This window comes from Celeribacter sp., from assembly GCF_048270365.1.
Lineage (GTDB): Bacteria > Pseudomonadota > Alphaproteobacteria > Rhodobacterales > Rhodobacteraceae > Celeribacter.
Genome location: NZ_JBLWTA010000003.1, coordinates 26,980 through 42,410 on the forward strand (window position 1 = coordinate 26,980; position 15,431 = coordinate 42,410).

Annotated in this window: 17 protein-coding genes; 11 read left to right on the forward strand and 6 right to left on the reverse strand. The window is 61.0% G+C overall.

Translation table 11 applies throughout. The features are described from left to right. Positions 1 to 149: 149 nt before the first annotated feature. Positions 150 to 863 (reverse strand): FadR/GntR family transcriptional regulator, encoded by a 714-nt coding sequence (locus tag ACN0X0_RS04865; RefSeq protein ID WP_417278254.1) that lies wholly within the window; start codon positions 861 to 863, stop codon positions 150 to 152. 90 nt (positions 864 to 953) lie between these two features. On the opposite strand from ACN0X0_RS04865, the gene ACN0X0_RS04870 reads away from it, so the two are divergent. Both ACN0X0_RS04870 and ACN0X0_RS04875 read left to right on the forward strand, forming a co-directional pair. Continuing rightward, entirely contained in the window at positions 954 to 1,925 is a 972-nt protein-coding gene (locus ACN0X0_RS04870) for an MDR family oxidoreductase (RefSeq protein WP_417278495.1), read from the forward strand. 82 nt (positions 1,926 to 2,007) lie between these two features. After that, positions 2,008 to 2,829 carry a sulfite exporter TauE/SafE family protein gene (locus ACN0X0_RS04875; RefSeq protein ID WP_417278255.1) on the forward strand — a complete coding sequence of 274 codons (822 nt, stop codon included), beginning with the start codon at positions 2,008 to 2,010 and terminating at the stop codon, positions 2,827 to 2,829. Positions 2,830 to 2,886: 57 nt separating this feature from the next. Here ACN0X0_RS04875 and ACN0X0_RS04880 read toward each other — a convergent pair whose 3' ends face one another. The 4 genes from ACN0X0_RS04880 to ACN0X0_RS04895 form a co-directional block, all read right to left on the reverse strand. After that, positions 2,887 to 3,087, reverse strand: coding sequence for a DUF1289 domain-containing protein (locus ACN0X0_RS04880; protein ID WP_417278256.1), 201 nt, complete (start codon positions 3,085 to 3,087; stop codon positions 2,887 to 2,889). Next, positions 3,087 to 3,560, reverse strand: a complete 474-nt coding sequence (ruvX, locus tag ACN0X0_RS04885; protein WP_404815022.1) for a Holliday junction resolvase RuvX — start codon at positions 3,558 to 3,560, stop codon at positions 3,087 to 3,089. The genes ACN0X0_RS04880 and ruvX overlap by 1 nt, the downstream gene beginning before the upstream one ends. Before the next feature lie 10 nt (positions 3,561 to 3,570). Continuing rightward, on the reverse strand, positions 3,571 to 4,806 hold the full coding sequence (ccmI, locus tag ACN0X0_RS04890) for a c-type cytochrome biogenesis protein CcmI (RefSeq protein WP_417278257.1): 1,236 nt from the start codon (positions 4,804 to 4,806) through the stop codon (positions 3,571 to 3,573). A 104-nt stretch (positions 4,807 to 4,910) separates the two neighbouring features. Next, entirely contained in the window at positions 4,911 to 5,294 is a 384-nt protein-coding gene (locus ACN0X0_RS04895) for a hypothetical protein (protein WP_417261124.1), read from the reverse strand. A 176-nt stretch (positions 5,295 to 5,470) separates the two neighbouring features. Between ACN0X0_RS04895 and ACN0X0_RS04900 the strand changes: the two genes are divergently transcribed. From ACN0X0_RS04900 to rarD, 6 genes are all read left to right on the forward strand, one after another. Beyond that, positions 5,471 to 5,632, forward strand: coding sequence for a hypothetical protein (locus tag ACN0X0_RS04900; RefSeq protein WP_417261123.1), 162 nt, complete (start codon positions 5,471 to 5,473; stop codon positions 5,630 to 5,632). 160 nt (positions 5,633 to 5,792) lie between these two features. After that, positions 5,793 to 6,392, forward strand: a complete 600-nt coding sequence (locus ACN0X0_RS04905; RefSeq protein ID WP_417261122.1) for a superoxide dismutase — start codon at positions 5,793 to 5,795, stop codon at positions 6,390 to 6,392. Positions 6,393 to 6,438: 46 nt separating this feature from the next. Next, entirely contained in the window at positions 6,439 to 7,302 is an 864-nt protein-coding gene (locus ACN0X0_RS04910; protein WP_417278258.1) for a metallophosphoesterase, read from the forward strand. Further along, a complete protein-coding gene (locus ACN0X0_RS04915) occupies positions 7,299 to 8,462 on the forward strand; it encodes an amidohydrolase (protein WP_417278259.1) in 1,164 nt (387 codons plus the stop codon). The genes ACN0X0_RS04910 and ACN0X0_RS04915 overlap by 4 nt, the downstream gene beginning before the upstream one ends. Further along, positions 8,459 to 9,082 (forward strand): hypothetical protein, encoded by a 624-nt coding sequence (locus tag ACN0X0_RS04920; protein ID WP_417278260.1) that lies wholly within the window; start codon positions 8,459 to 8,461, stop codon positions 9,080 to 9,082. Before ACN0X0_RS04915 ends, ACN0X0_RS04920 begins: the two co-directional genes overlap by 4 nt. A gap of 85 nt (positions 9,083 to 9,167) precedes the next feature. Further along, entirely contained in the window at positions 9,168 to 10,118 is a 951-nt protein-coding gene (gene rarD, locus ACN0X0_RS04925) for an EamA family transporter RarD (RefSeq protein WP_417278261.1), read from the forward strand. On the opposite strand, the gene ACN0X0_RS04930 is transcribed toward rarD, so the two are convergent. Further along, positions 10,046 to 10,624, reverse strand: coding sequence for a TIGR00730 family Rossman fold protein (locus tag ACN0X0_RS04930; RefSeq protein ID WP_417278262.1), 579 nt, complete (start codon positions 10,622 to 10,624; stop codon positions 10,046 to 10,048). The genes rarD and ACN0X0_RS04930 overlap by 73 nt on opposite strands. Before the next feature lie 146 nt (positions 10,625 to 10,770). Between ACN0X0_RS04930 and ACN0X0_RS04935 the strand changes: the two genes are divergently transcribed. From ACN0X0_RS04935 to ACN0X0_RS04945, 3 genes are all read left to right on the forward strand, one after another. Next, positions 10,771 to 12,033 (forward strand): LysM peptidoglycan-binding domain-containing protein, encoded by a 1,263-nt coding sequence (locus ACN0X0_RS04935; protein ID WP_417278263.1) that lies wholly within the window; start codon positions 10,771 to 10,773, stop codon positions 12,031 to 12,033. A 104-nt stretch (positions 12,034 to 12,137) separates the two neighbouring features. After that, entirely contained in the window at positions 12,138 to 13,976 is a 1,839-nt protein-coding gene (locus ACN0X0_RS04940) for an ABCB family ABC transporter ATP-binding protein/permease (protein ID WP_417278264.1), read from the forward strand. A gap of 51 nt (positions 13,977 to 14,027) precedes the next feature. Continuing rightward, positions 14,028 to 15,425, forward strand: coding sequence for a cryptochrome/photolyase family protein (locus ACN0X0_RS04945; protein WP_417278265.1), 1,398 nt, complete (start codon positions 14,028 to 14,030; stop codon positions 15,423 to 15,425). The last annotated feature ends 6 nt before the right edge of the window (positions 15,426 to 15,431 follow it).

Genomic DNA, 15,431 nt, shown 5'->3' on the forward strand with positions numbered 1-15,431 from the left:
CTCCCTGAAAATGGATCATGTCTGGTGAATGACGCTATCAGGCGTTTGAGCCTTTGCAAGCAAGATTCCCGTGAGTTGGAGCGGAAGCGGGCGGGACGGGCGGTGTGTGCCATAATTTGATCAAATTATGAGCAGGCCTGTTCCAGACCTTAACTCAAGGCCGTCCGAAGCGTCTGATCCCGCAGATAATCCATCAAAATCTCAAGCCGCGCTCCGACACGCGCCTCCAAAGCCTCCACCATCGCCTCATGTAATGAGATCACCGCATCGCGGTCGCGTTGGCGGTAGGTCAGCATGTTCATCAGCGGCTCAATCCCCTCGACCGCCGCGGACAGTTGCCAGGACAGCACCGGATTGCCCGCCGCATCCACCAAAGCTCGGTGAAAGGCCACATCGGAGGCGCAAAAGGCTTCATCTGACAAATCCGGGTCCTTTTGCCGCGTGATTTCGGCGCGCATTTTGTCGAGGTGGTGGTCCTGACGGTGCTTGGCCGCCAGCCGCACACAGCCTCTCTCCAAGGCAAACCGCGCTTCGCAGGCGGTGGTGATATCCACCTCATTCAGTGTAATAAGTAGCGTGGCATTTGACGCCATCTGCGTATAGGCGTCCTCAAAACTCTGCCGATGGACAAAGGCCCCGCCGGTGGCACCGCGTTTGGTGCGGATCAGGCTTTGCGCAGCCAGGCGTTTCAAGGCCTCGCGCACGGTGGCACGTGAGACGCCATGGGTCTCGGACAGCTCAGACTCGGAGGGCAGGCGGTCATCGGCCACCAAAGCCCCGCTCAGGATGTCCTGTCGAATGCGCTCAGCAATAGCGGCGGATAAATCCGTTTGTTTTATAGGGTTTGATAAATTGTCTGACATTTGACTTGCCACTGATATGAATTGTCTGACATTTATGGGGCAGGTTTGAAAAAAGTGCAAGATGAGAAGGAGGACCCCATGCGTGCCCTGATGATGGAACAGAATGACGATGGTCTGGCCACAGCGCAGATCAAAGAGATTTCCGAGGCCGATTTGCCTGAGGGCGACGTCTTGGTGAGGGTGGAGTATTCGACGCTCAACTACAAAGACGGGCTGTGCCTCTCGCCGAAGGGCGGCGGTCTCGTACGCAACTATCCGCATGTGCCCGGCATTGATTTCGCGGGCACGGTGGAGGCCTCTGAAAGCCCGGACTTCAAGCCCGGCGACAAGGTGGTGCTCACCGGTTGGCGTGTCGGCGAGGTGCGTTGGGGGGGCTATGCCGAAAAGGCCCGCGTCAAATCCGATTGGCTCGTGCCGCTGCCCGACGGTCTTTCGACGCGTCAGGCCATGGCGGTCGGCACGGCGGGGTTCACGGCGATGCTCGCGGTGATGGCGCTGGAGGATCACGGTCTGACACCTGACAAAGGTCCGGTTTTGGTGACGGGGGCTTCTGGCGGCGTCGGCTCTGTCGCCACGGCCATTCTCGCCCATCTGGGCTATGAGGTCGCCGCCGTCACCGGGCGTCCCGAGGGTGCCGACTATCTCAAATCGCTTGGCGCCACACAGATCGTCGCGCGGGACGACATCAGCGAGACCGTCAAACGCCCGCTCGAATCTGAGACTTGGGCGGGGTGTATCGACGCTGTTGGGGGATCAATGTTGGCGCGGGTGCTGGGGCAAATGAAATACGGCGGCTCTGTCGCCGCGATCGGGCTTGCAGGCGGTGCGGACCTTCCGGCCTCCGTGATCCCGTTCTTGCTCCGTGGTGTAAACCTTTTGGGCATCGATTCCGTGATGCAGCCGAAAGAGAACCGTCTGCGTGGCTGGTCCCGCATCGCCACGGACCTGCCGATGGAGAAGCTCGAAGAGATGGTGAAACCCGCGACGCTCGAAGACCTGCCCGCGCTTGGGGCGGCAATCCTCAAAGGCGGCGTGAAAGGCCGGGTCGTGGTCGAACTTTGAGCATAAGTGCAGGCGACACCATCCAAAAACGCGCTCTTCTCACTCTTCTCAAGGGCGCGTTTTGCCGTTAACGCTTTGCGTCATGGATATTTCGACACTTCTCCCTTTCGCCGCCCTGATCGCCGTCATCGGCGCCTTTGCGGGCATTCTGGCCGGTCTTTTGGGCGTCGGAGGCGGCATCGTTCTCGTGCCCGCCTTCTATTACGCCTTTGCGGGGCTGGGCTACGACAGTCCGCAGCTCATGCAAATCTGTCTCGCCACCTCCTTGGCGACCATCATCGTGACCTCGATCCGTTCCGTCCTGTCGCACCACAAAAAGGGCGCGGTGGAGTGGCCGATCCTGAAAAGCTTTGCGCCAGGGATTGTCGTGGGCGCCGTGATCGGTGTGCTCGTCGCCTCCAGCCTGCGCTCGACCACGCTTCAGATGATCTTTGGCGGTGTCGCGATTTTCATCGGGCTTTACATGGCCTTTGGCAATTCCGCCTGGCGGTTGGGTTCCGAGATGCCGAAAGGCATCATGCGGGTCATCATCTCGCCGCTTATTGGTTTTCTTTCGGTGCTCATGGGCATTGGCGGCGGCTCTTTCGGGGTGCCGACCATGACGCTTTACGGCGTGCCGATCCATCGCGCGGTCGCGACCGCCGCAGGCTTTGGTGCGATCATCGCCATTCCGTCGGTGATCGGATTTCTCTTCGTCAATCTCCCTGCCGAGGTGACGCCGCCCTTTACCGTCGGTGCCGTTAATATCGCGGCCTTCCTCTTGGTGATTTGCATGACGCTGATCACCGCGCCTTTGGGGGCGAAAATCGCCCATGCCATGGACCCGAAACCGCTGAAACGTGTGTTTGGTGGCTTTCTGATCCTTGTCGCGCTCAATATGCTGCGCAAGGCGCTGATGGGGTGAGGGGGCTTGAGTATTTGAAGCACAAAGGAAACGCCGTCTCCTTTGCTGCAAAAATACTCACCTCTGGCGTTTGAGATTTTCCGCGCGTTGCGGCAGTTCGGCCATGATCACGCGACGTGCCTCCGCTGTCATCCGTGACCAGGCCGAGATTTCGTCGATCGAGCGCGCGCAGCCCAGACAGAGCCGGGTGTCCGGGTCGATTTTGCAGACATTGGTGCAGGGGCTTTCGATTTTGGCGCCCGACGTGGCAGTGGCCATCACAGGTTCCTCAAGCGGTCCAATGCGCCTTGCAGGATCACGCCGGCGGCGACCTGATCGATCTTGTCGGCGCGTTTGGCGCGGGACATGTCGGCCTCCAACATGGCGCGGTCGGCGGCGACGGACGACAGGCGCTCGTCCCAGAAGGTGATCGGCAGATCGGTCAACTGGCCCAGATTGCGGGCGAAAGCGCGGGTTTTCTGGCAACGCGGGCCTTCGGAGCCATCCATGTTGCGGGGCAGGCCCAAGACGATGCCGGAGACTTCACGTGCGGTCAGGAGTTTCAGCAAAGCCTCAGCGTCTAGGGTGAATTTCTTGCGCCGGATTGTCTCCGTGGGCGTGGCGACCGAGCGCAGCCGGTCGGAGATCGCAACGCCAATGGTTTTGTCGCCAAAATCCAGCCCGGCCAAGGCGCTCATCGGCGGCAGGGAGGCGTTAAATTCTGCGATGTCATCGGTGATCAGCGCGCTCATTCGTCTGTCCTCACTCCACAAGTCCCGCATGTTCGGCGCCTTGACGCACCACGGCCAGCGCCTCGGGCGAGGGGCCAAAGATCACCTGTGCCTCGTTCCAGATCGCGCGGGCACGATCCGTGTCGCCCAGCATGGCGAGCGACGAGATCAGGCGCCCCCATTCCTCGGGCGAGCCGCCTTCGTTGGCGAGACGCGCGGACAGGCCATCGACCATGCCGCGGATCATGTCCTGACGCTCTTCTGGCGTCATCCCGGCGGTGGCGTCGATGTCCTCTTGGGTGGGGCCGCGCAGGCCGTTCTCCATCGGGGCAGGTGGCAGGGTGTAGCGCACGCCTGCGGCCTGGGCGACGGCTTCGATCTGGGCGCGGACCGGCGGCACCCAAGGGTCGTCTGCGGCCGAGGAATTCAACAGCGGGCGCCAGAGTTTGAAGGTCATATCGGGTCGGCCGTTTTGGGCGAACATCATGCCGGAATAGTAGATCGCCGTGCCGTTTTGCGGATCGCGGCTCAGGGCTTTGGACAGGGCTTCTTCGGCCTCGGGTGAGACATAGCCTCCGGCGGCGAGGATCATCATATCGGCGAGATCGGCGAAATCGTCGGCGGTGGCGCCGGGGCCTTTGATGCGGATCACCTCTTGCTGAGCGGCATAGGCGCGGTCGTAATTGCCGATCACGGCCTCGTTGCGAGCGAGCAGAATGTGACCCTGAAGATCGTCCGGGCGGGTTTCCAGCGCCGTGCGCAATTGGCCGACGAGGGTCATGAGCCGCTCGTCTGGCTCTTGGATGGGCGGCGAAGAGGGGCGGGTCTGTTCGATCTCGGCCTGAGACGGGCGGTTGGCGCGGATCTCTTCAGCCACCTTAAGGCGATACGACAGCGGCAGGTCTTCGCGTTTTGGCTGGCCGAGATCGTTGTAGAGCCAGAGCCCGCTACCGATCAAGACGGCGCCAAGCGCGACTGCGGCCCAGATCGGGGCTGCGGTGGTGGTTTTCGCTTTGGTCTCACGCGCTTTGTCGGCCTCGAGCAGGCGGCGGGAGACCTCGACACGGGCACGTTTGGCGTCTTCTTCGGAAATCACGCCGCGGGCCGCATCGCGATCGACCTCTTTGAGCTGGTCGCGGTAGACCTTCATCTCGATCTCCGCCGCAGAGGCGCTGTCGGCCACGATCCCGCGCGCTTTCAGCAACGCGAGCGCCAAAGGCGTGGCGGACAAGATGGCGATGGCAGTGGCGATGATCCAAAAGGTCATGTCAGGGTCCGTCAAAGAGTTTCCGTTCGGAAGGTGTATCCGGCGGACGGGCTTTGCGAAACCCCTTATGACGTGGGTGTGACCGAATGGCTCGTGGGGGAGATTTATTCCGGAGAAGGGAACATCAATTCATGCAGGTCGCTTCCAAGATCGGCGCTGTGTTCACTGCTGGACAGCAAAAGCTCTTCGCCGTCCTTCTCGAGGGTCAGTCGAAGATCGGCGTCACGTAAGTCCTCGGCGATAAGCGACGCGCCATCGAGCACCGTTAGGGTTGAAAACAGCGAGGCTTCGGCAATGTACTCCATGAGCTGACGGCAGGTTTGTTGTTGCTCCTCGTCCAGAGACCTGTACCATTTAGACAGCGTGACAAGTCGCTTCGCGGGTTTGCGCCCCGGAGGGTTTTGTAACGATTGTTCGGATGACCTTACGACCGCATCAACACACTCTCGGCGCAGATCCAAGGCAAACTGTTCTCTGGTGTAGCTCATTGCTTTCTCTTCTGAAAAAGAACTTTGTCGTCTGATCCCTAAGTCTATGGATCATCTTCAGAAAAATCTAAATGTTTCTCATTGATCTTTCATAAACGCCCTATTTGGAACCAATCCCTGCGTCAATCGTTTCTCTTTTGAGAGGCCTGTGAAGGCCCAGACTAAAGGAGAAAGACATGAGTGGCGAAAAAAGCGGTGGCAATACCGGGCTTGGCATTTTGGTGGGCGCGATCCTCGTTTTGGTGCTGGGGATCGCCTATTATCTTTTCACCGGCGGGGATGTGCCGCCGATTGGCGATGAGCCGGAAATTCAGATCGATTTGCCGGACGGCAACTGACCGGTGGTCAAGGGGAAGGGCACTCAAGCGGACAGCGGCGAACACCCGCTGTTCAGCTTTTCTGGAACGATTCCAGTGTTTCGCCCTTGACCCGAGCCCGCCATCGGATCACCTATACCCCAGACCTGAAACGCATCACTGCTGACAAATGGAGGCCCCAATGGCTTTTGAACTTCCCGATCTTCCCTATGCACACGACGCTCTGGCCGATCTTGGCATGTCCCAGGAAACGATGGAGTATCACCACGACATCCACCACAAAGCCTATGTCGATAACGGCAACAAGCTGATCGCGGGCACCGAGTGGGAAGGCAAGTCGGTCGAAGAGATCGTCAAAGGCACCTACGATGCCAATGCGGTCGCGCAAAACGGCATCTTCAACAACGCGTCGCAGCACTGGAACCACACCCAATTCTGGGAAATGATGGGCCCGGGCGCGAAATCCATGCCGGGTGAGCTTGAAAAAGCGCTCGTCGAATCCTTTGGCTCCGTCGACAAATTCAAAGAAGACTTCGCCGCCGCTGGCGCTGGTCAGTTCGGCTCAGGCTGGGCTTGGCTCGTGAAAGACACCGATGGCGCGCTGAAAGTGACCAAGACCGAAAACGGCGTGAACCCGCTCTGCTTCGGCCAGACCGCTCTGTTGGGCTGTGACGTCTGGGAACACTCCTACTACATCGACTTCCGCAACAAGCGCCCGGTCTACCTGTCGAACTTCCTCGACAAGCTGGTGAACTGGGAAAACGTCGCATCGCGCATGTGATCCGGTGACGGCAGGATTTTACATCCTATTTGGGCTGGGAGCCGTCGTGCTCCTGGCCCTTTTTTACGGGTTTTGGATCGAACCGGCCTGGCGTTTGCGTGTCAAACGCTACCGTGTCGAGCACCCGGCGTGGGGTGCGCGGGCCCCAATGCGGATCGTGATTATTTCCGATCTGCACGCAGGCGCGCCTTACATCCCTTTGTCGCGGGTCAGACGGATCACCCGCAAAGCCAATCGTCTGGCGCCGGATTTGGCGGTGCTTTTGGGCGATTATTCCGCGGCTCATGGCTGGACCTGGGGGCAGACGGGCAAAGACGCCATCATCGGCGCGTTGAAAGAATTTCGTGGCACACATGGCACCTATGCCGTGCTCGGCAATCACGACTGGTGGCAGGATTTCGAGGCCGCCAAGACCCGCGTGCCCTGCGAAGCACAAAAGGCGCTGACGCGTCACGGCATTCCCTTGTTGGACAATGAGGCGGCGAAATTGGCGCATGAGGGCGGCGAGGTCTGGCTCGTCGGTCTGGGCGATCAGCGCCCCTATGACGAGGGACCCGACGGCGAAGGCTTTGACGATTTGGAGGCCGCCATGCGCGAGGTCACTTCGGAGGCGCCTGTGATCCTTTTGGCGCATGAGCCTGACTTGTTTCCGCATGTGCCCGCGCAATGCATCCTGACCCTCTCGGGCCACACCCACGGCGGACAAATTCGCATTGGCAACCGGTCGCCCGTGATTATGGCGGCGGAAAATGAGACTTATTCCTATGGGCGCTACGAGGCGGAGGGGCGCGTGTTGATCATCTCCGGCGGCATCGGCTGTTCCGAATATCCGGTGCGGATCAATATGCCGCCTGAGATTACGGTGGTGACGCTCTGCGGTCCGAAGAATGCCCCGGAGACCACATTATGACATATCCCCTCCCCAAGGCCTGGAGCCTGAGCCCCGAGATACGCGCCGAGGCCGTGGCGTTGCGCCATGAGCTGCACCGCTGTCCCGAAGTCTCCGGCGCGGAGCATGAGACCGCCAAACGCATCGCTCAGGGCATGCGCGATCTGGGCGCAGAGGTGATCGAAGGGCTGGGCGGCACGGGCGTCGCCGCCGTCTTTGGCGCGGGCACGAAAACCCTGATGATCCGGGCGGAGCTGGACGCTTTGCCCATCGTCGAGGACTTTGGTCCCGCGTATCGATCCCAAAATGAGGGCGTCGGGCATCTTTGCGGTCATGACGGCCATATGGCGACGCTTTACGCGGTGGCTTGCGTGCTGGCACAACAGGCGCCCGCCTGCCGCGTGGTTTTGGTGTTCCAGCCTGCCGAAGAGACCGGGCAGGGCGCCCGCGCCGTGATGGCCGATCCGACCTTCGCCGCGCTCACCCCCGATCTGGCGATCTCCCTGCACAATCTGCCAAAGCTGCCTCTTGGCTCTGTGGCCTTACAAGAGGGGCCGGTGGCCTGTGCTTCGCGCGGGCTTCATATCCGCTTCACCGGCCAGACCTCTCACGCCGCACGGCCCGAAAATGGCCGCTCGCCCGGTCTTGTACTGTCGGAACTGATCCCGGCCTTGGGCGCACTGTCGCGGGATTTGCCGACCGAAGACCCGGGCTTTCGGCTCTGCACCGTCACCCACGCGCGGCTGGGTGTCCCGTCGTTTGGCATCAGCCCCGGAGAGGCGGAGTTGCAAGTGACCCTGCGCACGCTTTTGAACAGTGAAATGTCAGCGCTTGAGGCCGAGGCTCGCGCGCTGATCGAAACCTCCTCCGCCGCCTTTACGCCTGACATCACCATCCATGACGCTTTCAGTCATTCGGTCAATGCGCCCGAGGCGACCGCGCTCTTGGAAGAGGCGGTGAGAGGCCTGCCGCGTGTTGAGGGTGCGATCCCGATGCGTCCGTCCGAGGATTTCGGCCTTTTCGGCACGGAAATCCCGGCGGCGATGCTGTTTTTGGGGTCGGGCGAGGATCAACCAGACTTGCACAACCCGGATTTCGACTTTCCCGATGCGCTTATTCCCTTGGGGGCGGAGATTTTCCTGAACGCGATAGAGGCGTTTTGCCAGGGAGACAGGATGTGACCACGACCTATGCGGCGTTTCGCACGGCCTTTCTGGCGCGGTTTGAGGCGGCGGGTGTAACTCTCGATCCGCTTCTGCTGCGCTTCATGGACGGGCTCGGTGCGGCCGGGCATGTCCATATCGGCGGCGAGACCGTCGTCACGATCAAAGACCCGACGCGGCCCGAAGGTCTGACGAGCGATGTCTATTTCTGCCAGCCGCCCGATCTGGTGCGGCATTGGTTCGGCGAGGGCGGCTATGACGATCAGATCATTCCCTTTCTGCACGCCTCGAGCACCGGGTCTTATATCGCGCTCTGGCAGGTGGAGGGCCAGCCTCAGCGCTATGTGTTCCTGGGCGATGAAGGCGAATGTCTGACTTTGGCTGAGAGCGCTTCCGATCTGATCCGGCTTTTGGCCATGGGATATATCGAGATTTACGGGCGCAATTCTCTGGCAGAAACGCCTGAGGAACAGTTCGAGGACAGCTTTGACGAAGAGTTCTCCCCGCCCGATCTGGCCCGCATGCTCTGTCTGGAGCTGACCGGACAGGTGCCCCCCGAAAGCTTTGCGCCCCATCTTCCTTACGGGCCGGGCGAGGACCCCTTTGACGCCTTTGTGACGCAGGTCACGGGCGGCTAGGCTGTGCAGTCGGAGGTGGGGCTGACAGATGTCCTGTGCATTTTTGCGCCTTGCGCTGCAGTGCAGAAAAATGCTTTGTCCGCCCATGACTGAGACACAAAAAGGCTGGGTCGCGCTCTTGCTCGCGCAGACCCTCTGGGGCATCTCGCCGCTTTATTACAAAGTGATGGCCATGGTTCCGGCGACAGAAATTCTGGCGCATCGGACGATATGGACCTTCGTTCTCTTCGGCATCTGGATTGTGCTCAAGGGACGCCTTGGCGAATTCTGGCGCCTGGTCAGTGGCCCACAACAGCGCAAGGTGATCTTTGCGGCGCTGTTCATCTCGATCAACTGGGGGCTGTTCATCTATTCCGTGCAGTCCGGGCAGGCCTTGGAGGCGGCCTTTGGCTATTATGTCTTCCCGCTGGTCGCCACGCTGGTGGGCGTCGTGGTGTTCAAGGAACGTCTCTACGGGCTGCAATATGTCGCGATTGTGCTGGCCGTGGTCGCGGTTCTGGTGCTTGGCATCGGGATCGGCAGCCTGCCGTGGATTGCGCTCACGCTGGCGGTGACCTTTTCCATCTATGGCGCGATCAAAAAGACGCTGGTCGCAGGGCCGTTTCTGTCTGTTGCGGCCGAGGTGGTCTTCCTCGTGCCACTGGCGTTGATCGGGCTTGTGGGCATTCACCTCTACGGTTGGGGCGGCACAGAGACACAGGCGGCCGGCAATTTCGGGACGTCGTGGTACATGTCGCTCATGCTGATCGCCTCGGGCGTCGTGACCGGCGTGCCGCTGATCTTTTTCGCCGCCGCCGCGCGTCGCCTGCCGCTCAACATCGTCGGCATGGGGCAATATATCAATTCGACGATCCAATTCCTGATCGCCGTCTTTATCTTTTCGGAACCCTTCACCCATTGGCATGCCATTGCCATGCCGCTGATCTGGAGTGCTCTGGCGCTTTACACGATTGAGGTGCTGCGTCAGGAGCGCTCCGCGCGCCGGGCCCGCAAGGCGGCGACCAACGCCTCGACCGTTTCCACAGTTTCGAAATAGCTCGAGGTCGAGAGCGGCGCAAAACCTTCGTCGATGACATGATCGATGAGGGCTTCGAGCGGCTGCCAATAGCCGTCGGTGGACAGAAGAAAGATCGGCTTGTCATGCAGGCCGATCTGTTTCCAGGTCAGCACCTCGAAAAACTCGTCCAGCGAGCCTGCGCCGCCCGGAAGCACCACGATGGCGTCCGAATTCATGAACATCACCTTTTTGCGCTCATGCATGTTTTCGGTGATGATAAACCGCGTGAGATCGCGTTTGCCGACCTCTTTCGGCAAAAGATGCGTCGGGATCACGCCGAAGGTCTCGGCACCGGCCTTTTGGGCCGTGCGCGCCACGGCGCCCATCAACCCGACATCGCCCGCGCCGTACACCAGACGCCAACCCTCGGTGGCGATGGCCTCGCCCATTTCGGTGGCGGCGAGTTCGTAGCTGTCCTTGTTGCCCGGACGTGAGCCGCAATAGACGCAGACGGAAAACGGCGTGGAATAGGGCTGATCGGACATCGCATACACTTTCAAAAAAGGAAGTCTTTGACCCTTGTTAGACCCCTTGCTAGGCTCTCTCAAGTCTTGATCGACGCGAGGATTGCCGCAGGGGATGCGGCCAGATCATCGTGCTCTGTCTTGGCGGGGGAAACAGGGGACAGATGATGTCGAACACGAACGGATGGATGTTGCCGGCGGCGGGTGTCGGGGCGGCGGTGATTGTGCTGGCGATCGGGGCCACGCTCTATCTTGCGCGACCGCAGGCAGGGCCGGATATGGCGCAGCCTGACGGCACGGAGGCCCCCGCTGCGGTGGTGGATCTGAGCGCTGCGGATCAGGGCGCTGCCGCTGAGAGCGAGCCGGAAATGACCGAGGCCACCGCCCAGCTCTATCCGGCCTTCGATCTGGTGCGCATTCCGCCCGATGGGTTGGCGACAGTGGCCGGGCGGGCCGAACCGGGCGCGACCGTGTCCATTCTGGTCAATGGCGAAGAGGTCACCCAGGCGCAGGCCTCCGAGCGGGGCGAATTCGTCGCGCTCTTTGAGTTGCCCGCGTCAGGAGAGGCCCGCGAAATGCGGCTGATGTCCAAATCTGCTTCGGCAGAGCTTGCCAGTGCGGAAACCGTTCTGATCGCCCCCGCCAGCGCGCCGCCGAAAACACCGGTCTCTCTGGGTGATGAAACCGATCTGCCGCCGGAGAGCTCTGTGGGCGGTGTGTCTGGAACCTCGCAAAGCGCGGGCGTGGCCGTCGCGACGCAGGTTCTGGAGGCGACAGGCTTGGAAGCGTCCGGGCAGGGCACAGGTCAAGTCTCTGAGCCAAAACCGGACCAGCCGACCGTGCTGATGGCCGACGATGAAGGCGTCAAAGTGCTACAACAGGCGGGCACTGCGCCCGCAGAGCTGCGCATCGATGCGATCACCTATGACCTGGAGGGCCGGGTCTTCGTTTCGGGCCGTGCGGCACCTGGGGCGGAGCTTTTGATCTATCTCGACGGGGCGTTTCTGACCGAGGCGCGCGCGGGCGCGGACGGCCAATGGCGGCGTGAGCTCGAAGGCGTTGCGGCGGGGCGTTACACCCTGCGTGTGGATCAGGTCGGAGCCGAGGGCGCCGTGATCTCCCGTGTTGAAAGCCAGTTCCAGCGCGAAGAGATCGCCAAACTGGCCGAGATCGCGGCGGGATCGTCGGAGGCCGCTGAGCCTGCGCCAGAGACGTCGCTAGAGACGGCAGAGACCCCGCCCTCAGCGGCCAGCGCCCCCAAGCCGCGCATCGCCTCGGTCACCGTGCAGCCGGGCAACACGCTATGGGGCATTGCCTCCGAGCGCTACGGCGACGGCTATCTCTATGTCCGTCTGTTCGATGCCAACCGGGCGCAGATCCGCGACCCGGACCTGATCTATCCGGGGCAAATTTTCGAAATACCTGAATGACATCCGGTCTCTTTGACGCATAGGTCTCTTGCGCAGAGAGGGCTTGCGCTTGCCTGCGACATAGGACAGGTTGCGCCCCTGTTTCAAAAGTGAAAGGCAACTCCATGCGCGGCAATCGCCCTTTGAGAGTGACCGATGGACCCAAAAACGGCTGGGCGGTGATCCGGGCGGTCATTCCCTATTTCTGGCCTGACAAAACGGCGGAGGACGCCGGCAAAACCAAGGCGCGGGTGATCGTCGCGATGGTGTTTTTGCTGGCGGCGAAACTGGTCACGGTGGGCACGCCGGTGCTTTACAAGGCCGCGGTCGATGCGCTCGCGGGGGAGGGGCAATCCGCCGCCTGGATGCTGGGCGCGGGCGCTGTGGGCCTGACGGTCGCCTACGGCATGGCGCGGTTGATGACCAACGGATTCAACCAGCTCAGAGACGTGATCTTTTCGCCCGTGGCGCAATCGGCGCTCCGGCAACTGGCGCTTGAGACCTTCAACCACATTCACGCGCTTTCGATGCGCTATCACATCACCCGCAAGACCGGCGGGCTGTCGCGGATCATCGAACGTGGTGTGAAAGGCGTGGCCTTCCTGTTGCGCTTTCTGGTCTTTTCCATCGGGCCTTTGGCGCTTGAGTTGTTGATGGTGCTGGTCGTTATCGCCTTCGCCTTCGGGCCGACCTATATGCTGGTGCTTTTGGTGACGATCGCGATCTATATTTTCTTCACCTACAAGGTCACCGAGTGGCGCGTGAAGCTTAGAAAAGAGATGAACGATCAGGACACCGACGCGAACCAGAAGGCCGTCGACAGCCTGTTGAATTTCGAGACGGTGAAATATTTCGTCGCCGAGAAACGCGAAGCGGCGCGCTACGACAAGGCGATGGAAGCCTATGAGGTCGCCGCCAACAAGACCGCCTATTCTCTGGGGTTTCTGAACTTCGGCCAGTCGTTTTTCATCACCGGGGGCCTCGTGATCGTCATGGTCATGGCCGCCATAGGCGTGCAGAACGGTCAGATGACCGTCGGCGATTTCGTCATGGTCAACGCCTATATGATCCAGATCACCATGCCTTTGAATTTCCTCGGCACGGTCTACCGCGAAATCCGGCAGGCTCTGGTCGATATGGAAGAGATGTTCGAGCTGCTGCATCAACCGGCGGAGATCAAGGATGCGCCGCATGCGAAGGACATCAAAGTCACCGGCGGCACGGTTACTTTGAACGCTGTCGAATTCGCCTATGATCCGGCGCGGCCGATCCTGAAAGGCGTCGATCTGGAGGTGCCAGCGGGCAAGACCTTGGCCATTGTCGGCCATTCCGGCTCGGGCAAATCCACCATCGGGCGGCTGCTCTTTCGGTTCTACGATGTGACCGGCGGCAGCCTTCAAATCGACGGTCAGGACATCCGCGACGTGACGCAAGAAAGCCTGCACCGCGCCATCGGCGTCGTGCCTCAGGACACGGTGCTGTTCAACGACACGATCCGTTATAACATCGGCTACGGCCGCGATGGGGCCACCTATGAAGAGATCGTCGCGGCGGCGCAACAGGCGCAGATCCACGATTTCATCATGGCTCTGCCGGAAGGTTACGAGACGCAGGTGGGCGAGCGCGGATTGAAGCTCTCAGGCGGGGAAAAACAACGGGTCGGCATCGCGCGCACGCTGTTGAAAGACCCGCCGATCCTGCTGTTGGACGAGGCGACCTCCGCTTTGGACACCCGAACGGAGCAAAGCATCCTTGGCGCGCTGAAACTGGCGGGTGTGGGGCGCACAGTGATCACCATCGCGCATCGCCTGTCGACGATCGCAGACAGCGACGAGATCGTTGTGTTGGACGCAGGTCAGGTGATCGAACGCGGCCCCCATGAGGCTTTGTTGAAACAGGGCGGTGCCTATGCGGCGATGTGGTCGGCGCAAGCAGAAGACCGCGAGGCCGAAGATGCCGCGTGATGTGATCCAAAAGGTGTTTTCGGACGTAACCGTCTGAAACAAGGAGGCATCATGGTTTCGATTTGGTGGATCAGGCGGGATTTTCGCCTCGACGACAACCCCGCACTGGTGGTCGCAGCCAAGGCCGGGCGGGTTGTGCCGGTGTTCATTCGAGATGACACGGTGGACGGGCTTGGCGCCGCGCCGAAATGGCGCTTGGGTCTTGGGCTCGACCATCTCATGGCGCAGATCGAGGAGCTGGGTGGCAAGGTTGTTCTGCGCCACGGGGCCGCCAAGGGTCAGCTTTTGCAACTGGTGGACGAGCTGGGTGCAACAGCCGTCTATTGGAACCGGCTCTACGACAAAGCCGCCATTGCGCGCGACACCGAGGTCAAATCCGCATTGAAAGAGGCGGGCGTCGAGGCGCAGTCGTCAAATGCGCATCTTCTGTTCGAACCTTGGACGGTCGAGACCAAAACAGGCGGCTATTACAAGGTCTATACGCCGTTCTGGAAATCCGTGCGCGATCATCCCGTGCCGGAGCCTTTGGCGAAGCCTGACATCACATGGCCGGACGCCTTCCCCGAGAGCGATACTCTGGAGGACTGGCAACTGGGCGCCGCGATGCGCCGAGGCGCCGAGGTGGTGCTTCCGCATTGCCATATCGGCGAAGCATCCGCCAACGGGCGGCTGTCGGCCTTTCTCCAACACCACGCGAATGACTACAAAGCCCGCCGCGATTTCCCCGCCGAACCGGTGTGTTCGGGCCTGTCGGAAAACCTGACCTATGGCGAGATTTCCCCGCGCCGCATCTGGTTCGCGGGCTGGCAGGCGATGGAAGACGGGGCGAAGGGCGCCGAACACTTTCTCAAAGAGCTGGTCTGGCGCGAGTTTGCCTATCATCTTTTGTACCACGAACCCGACCTGCCGGAGCAAAACCACCGCGAGGGCTGGGACGCGTTCCCGTGGCGTCAAGACAACGCGGACGCCGAACGCTGGCGTCAGGGCCGCACAGGCGTGCGTCTCGTCGATGCCGCAATGCGCGAAATGTTCGTCACCGGCGTGATGCACAACCGCGCGCGGATGATCGCGGCGTCTTACCTGACCAAACATCTGCTGACCGATTGGCGGGTGGGGCTGAAGTGGTTCGAGGAGTGTCTGATCGACTGGGACCCGGCGTCGAATGCCATGGGCTGGCAATGGGTGGCGGGCTGTGGCCCCGATGCGGCGCCCTATTTTCGGATTTTCAACCCGGACGGTCAGGCGGAGAAATTCGACAAGGACGGCACCTATCTGCGCCGCTGGATCGCCGAAGGTGAGGCGCGCCCGACCAAGACCGCGCTGTCCTATTTCGACGCTGTTCCGAAATCTTGGAAACTGTCGTCCAAAGACGCCTATCCCGACCCGGTGATGGGCCTCAAAGAGGGCCGCGAAAAGGCGCTTGCCGCCTATGAGACATTGAAAGGGTGACGAAAT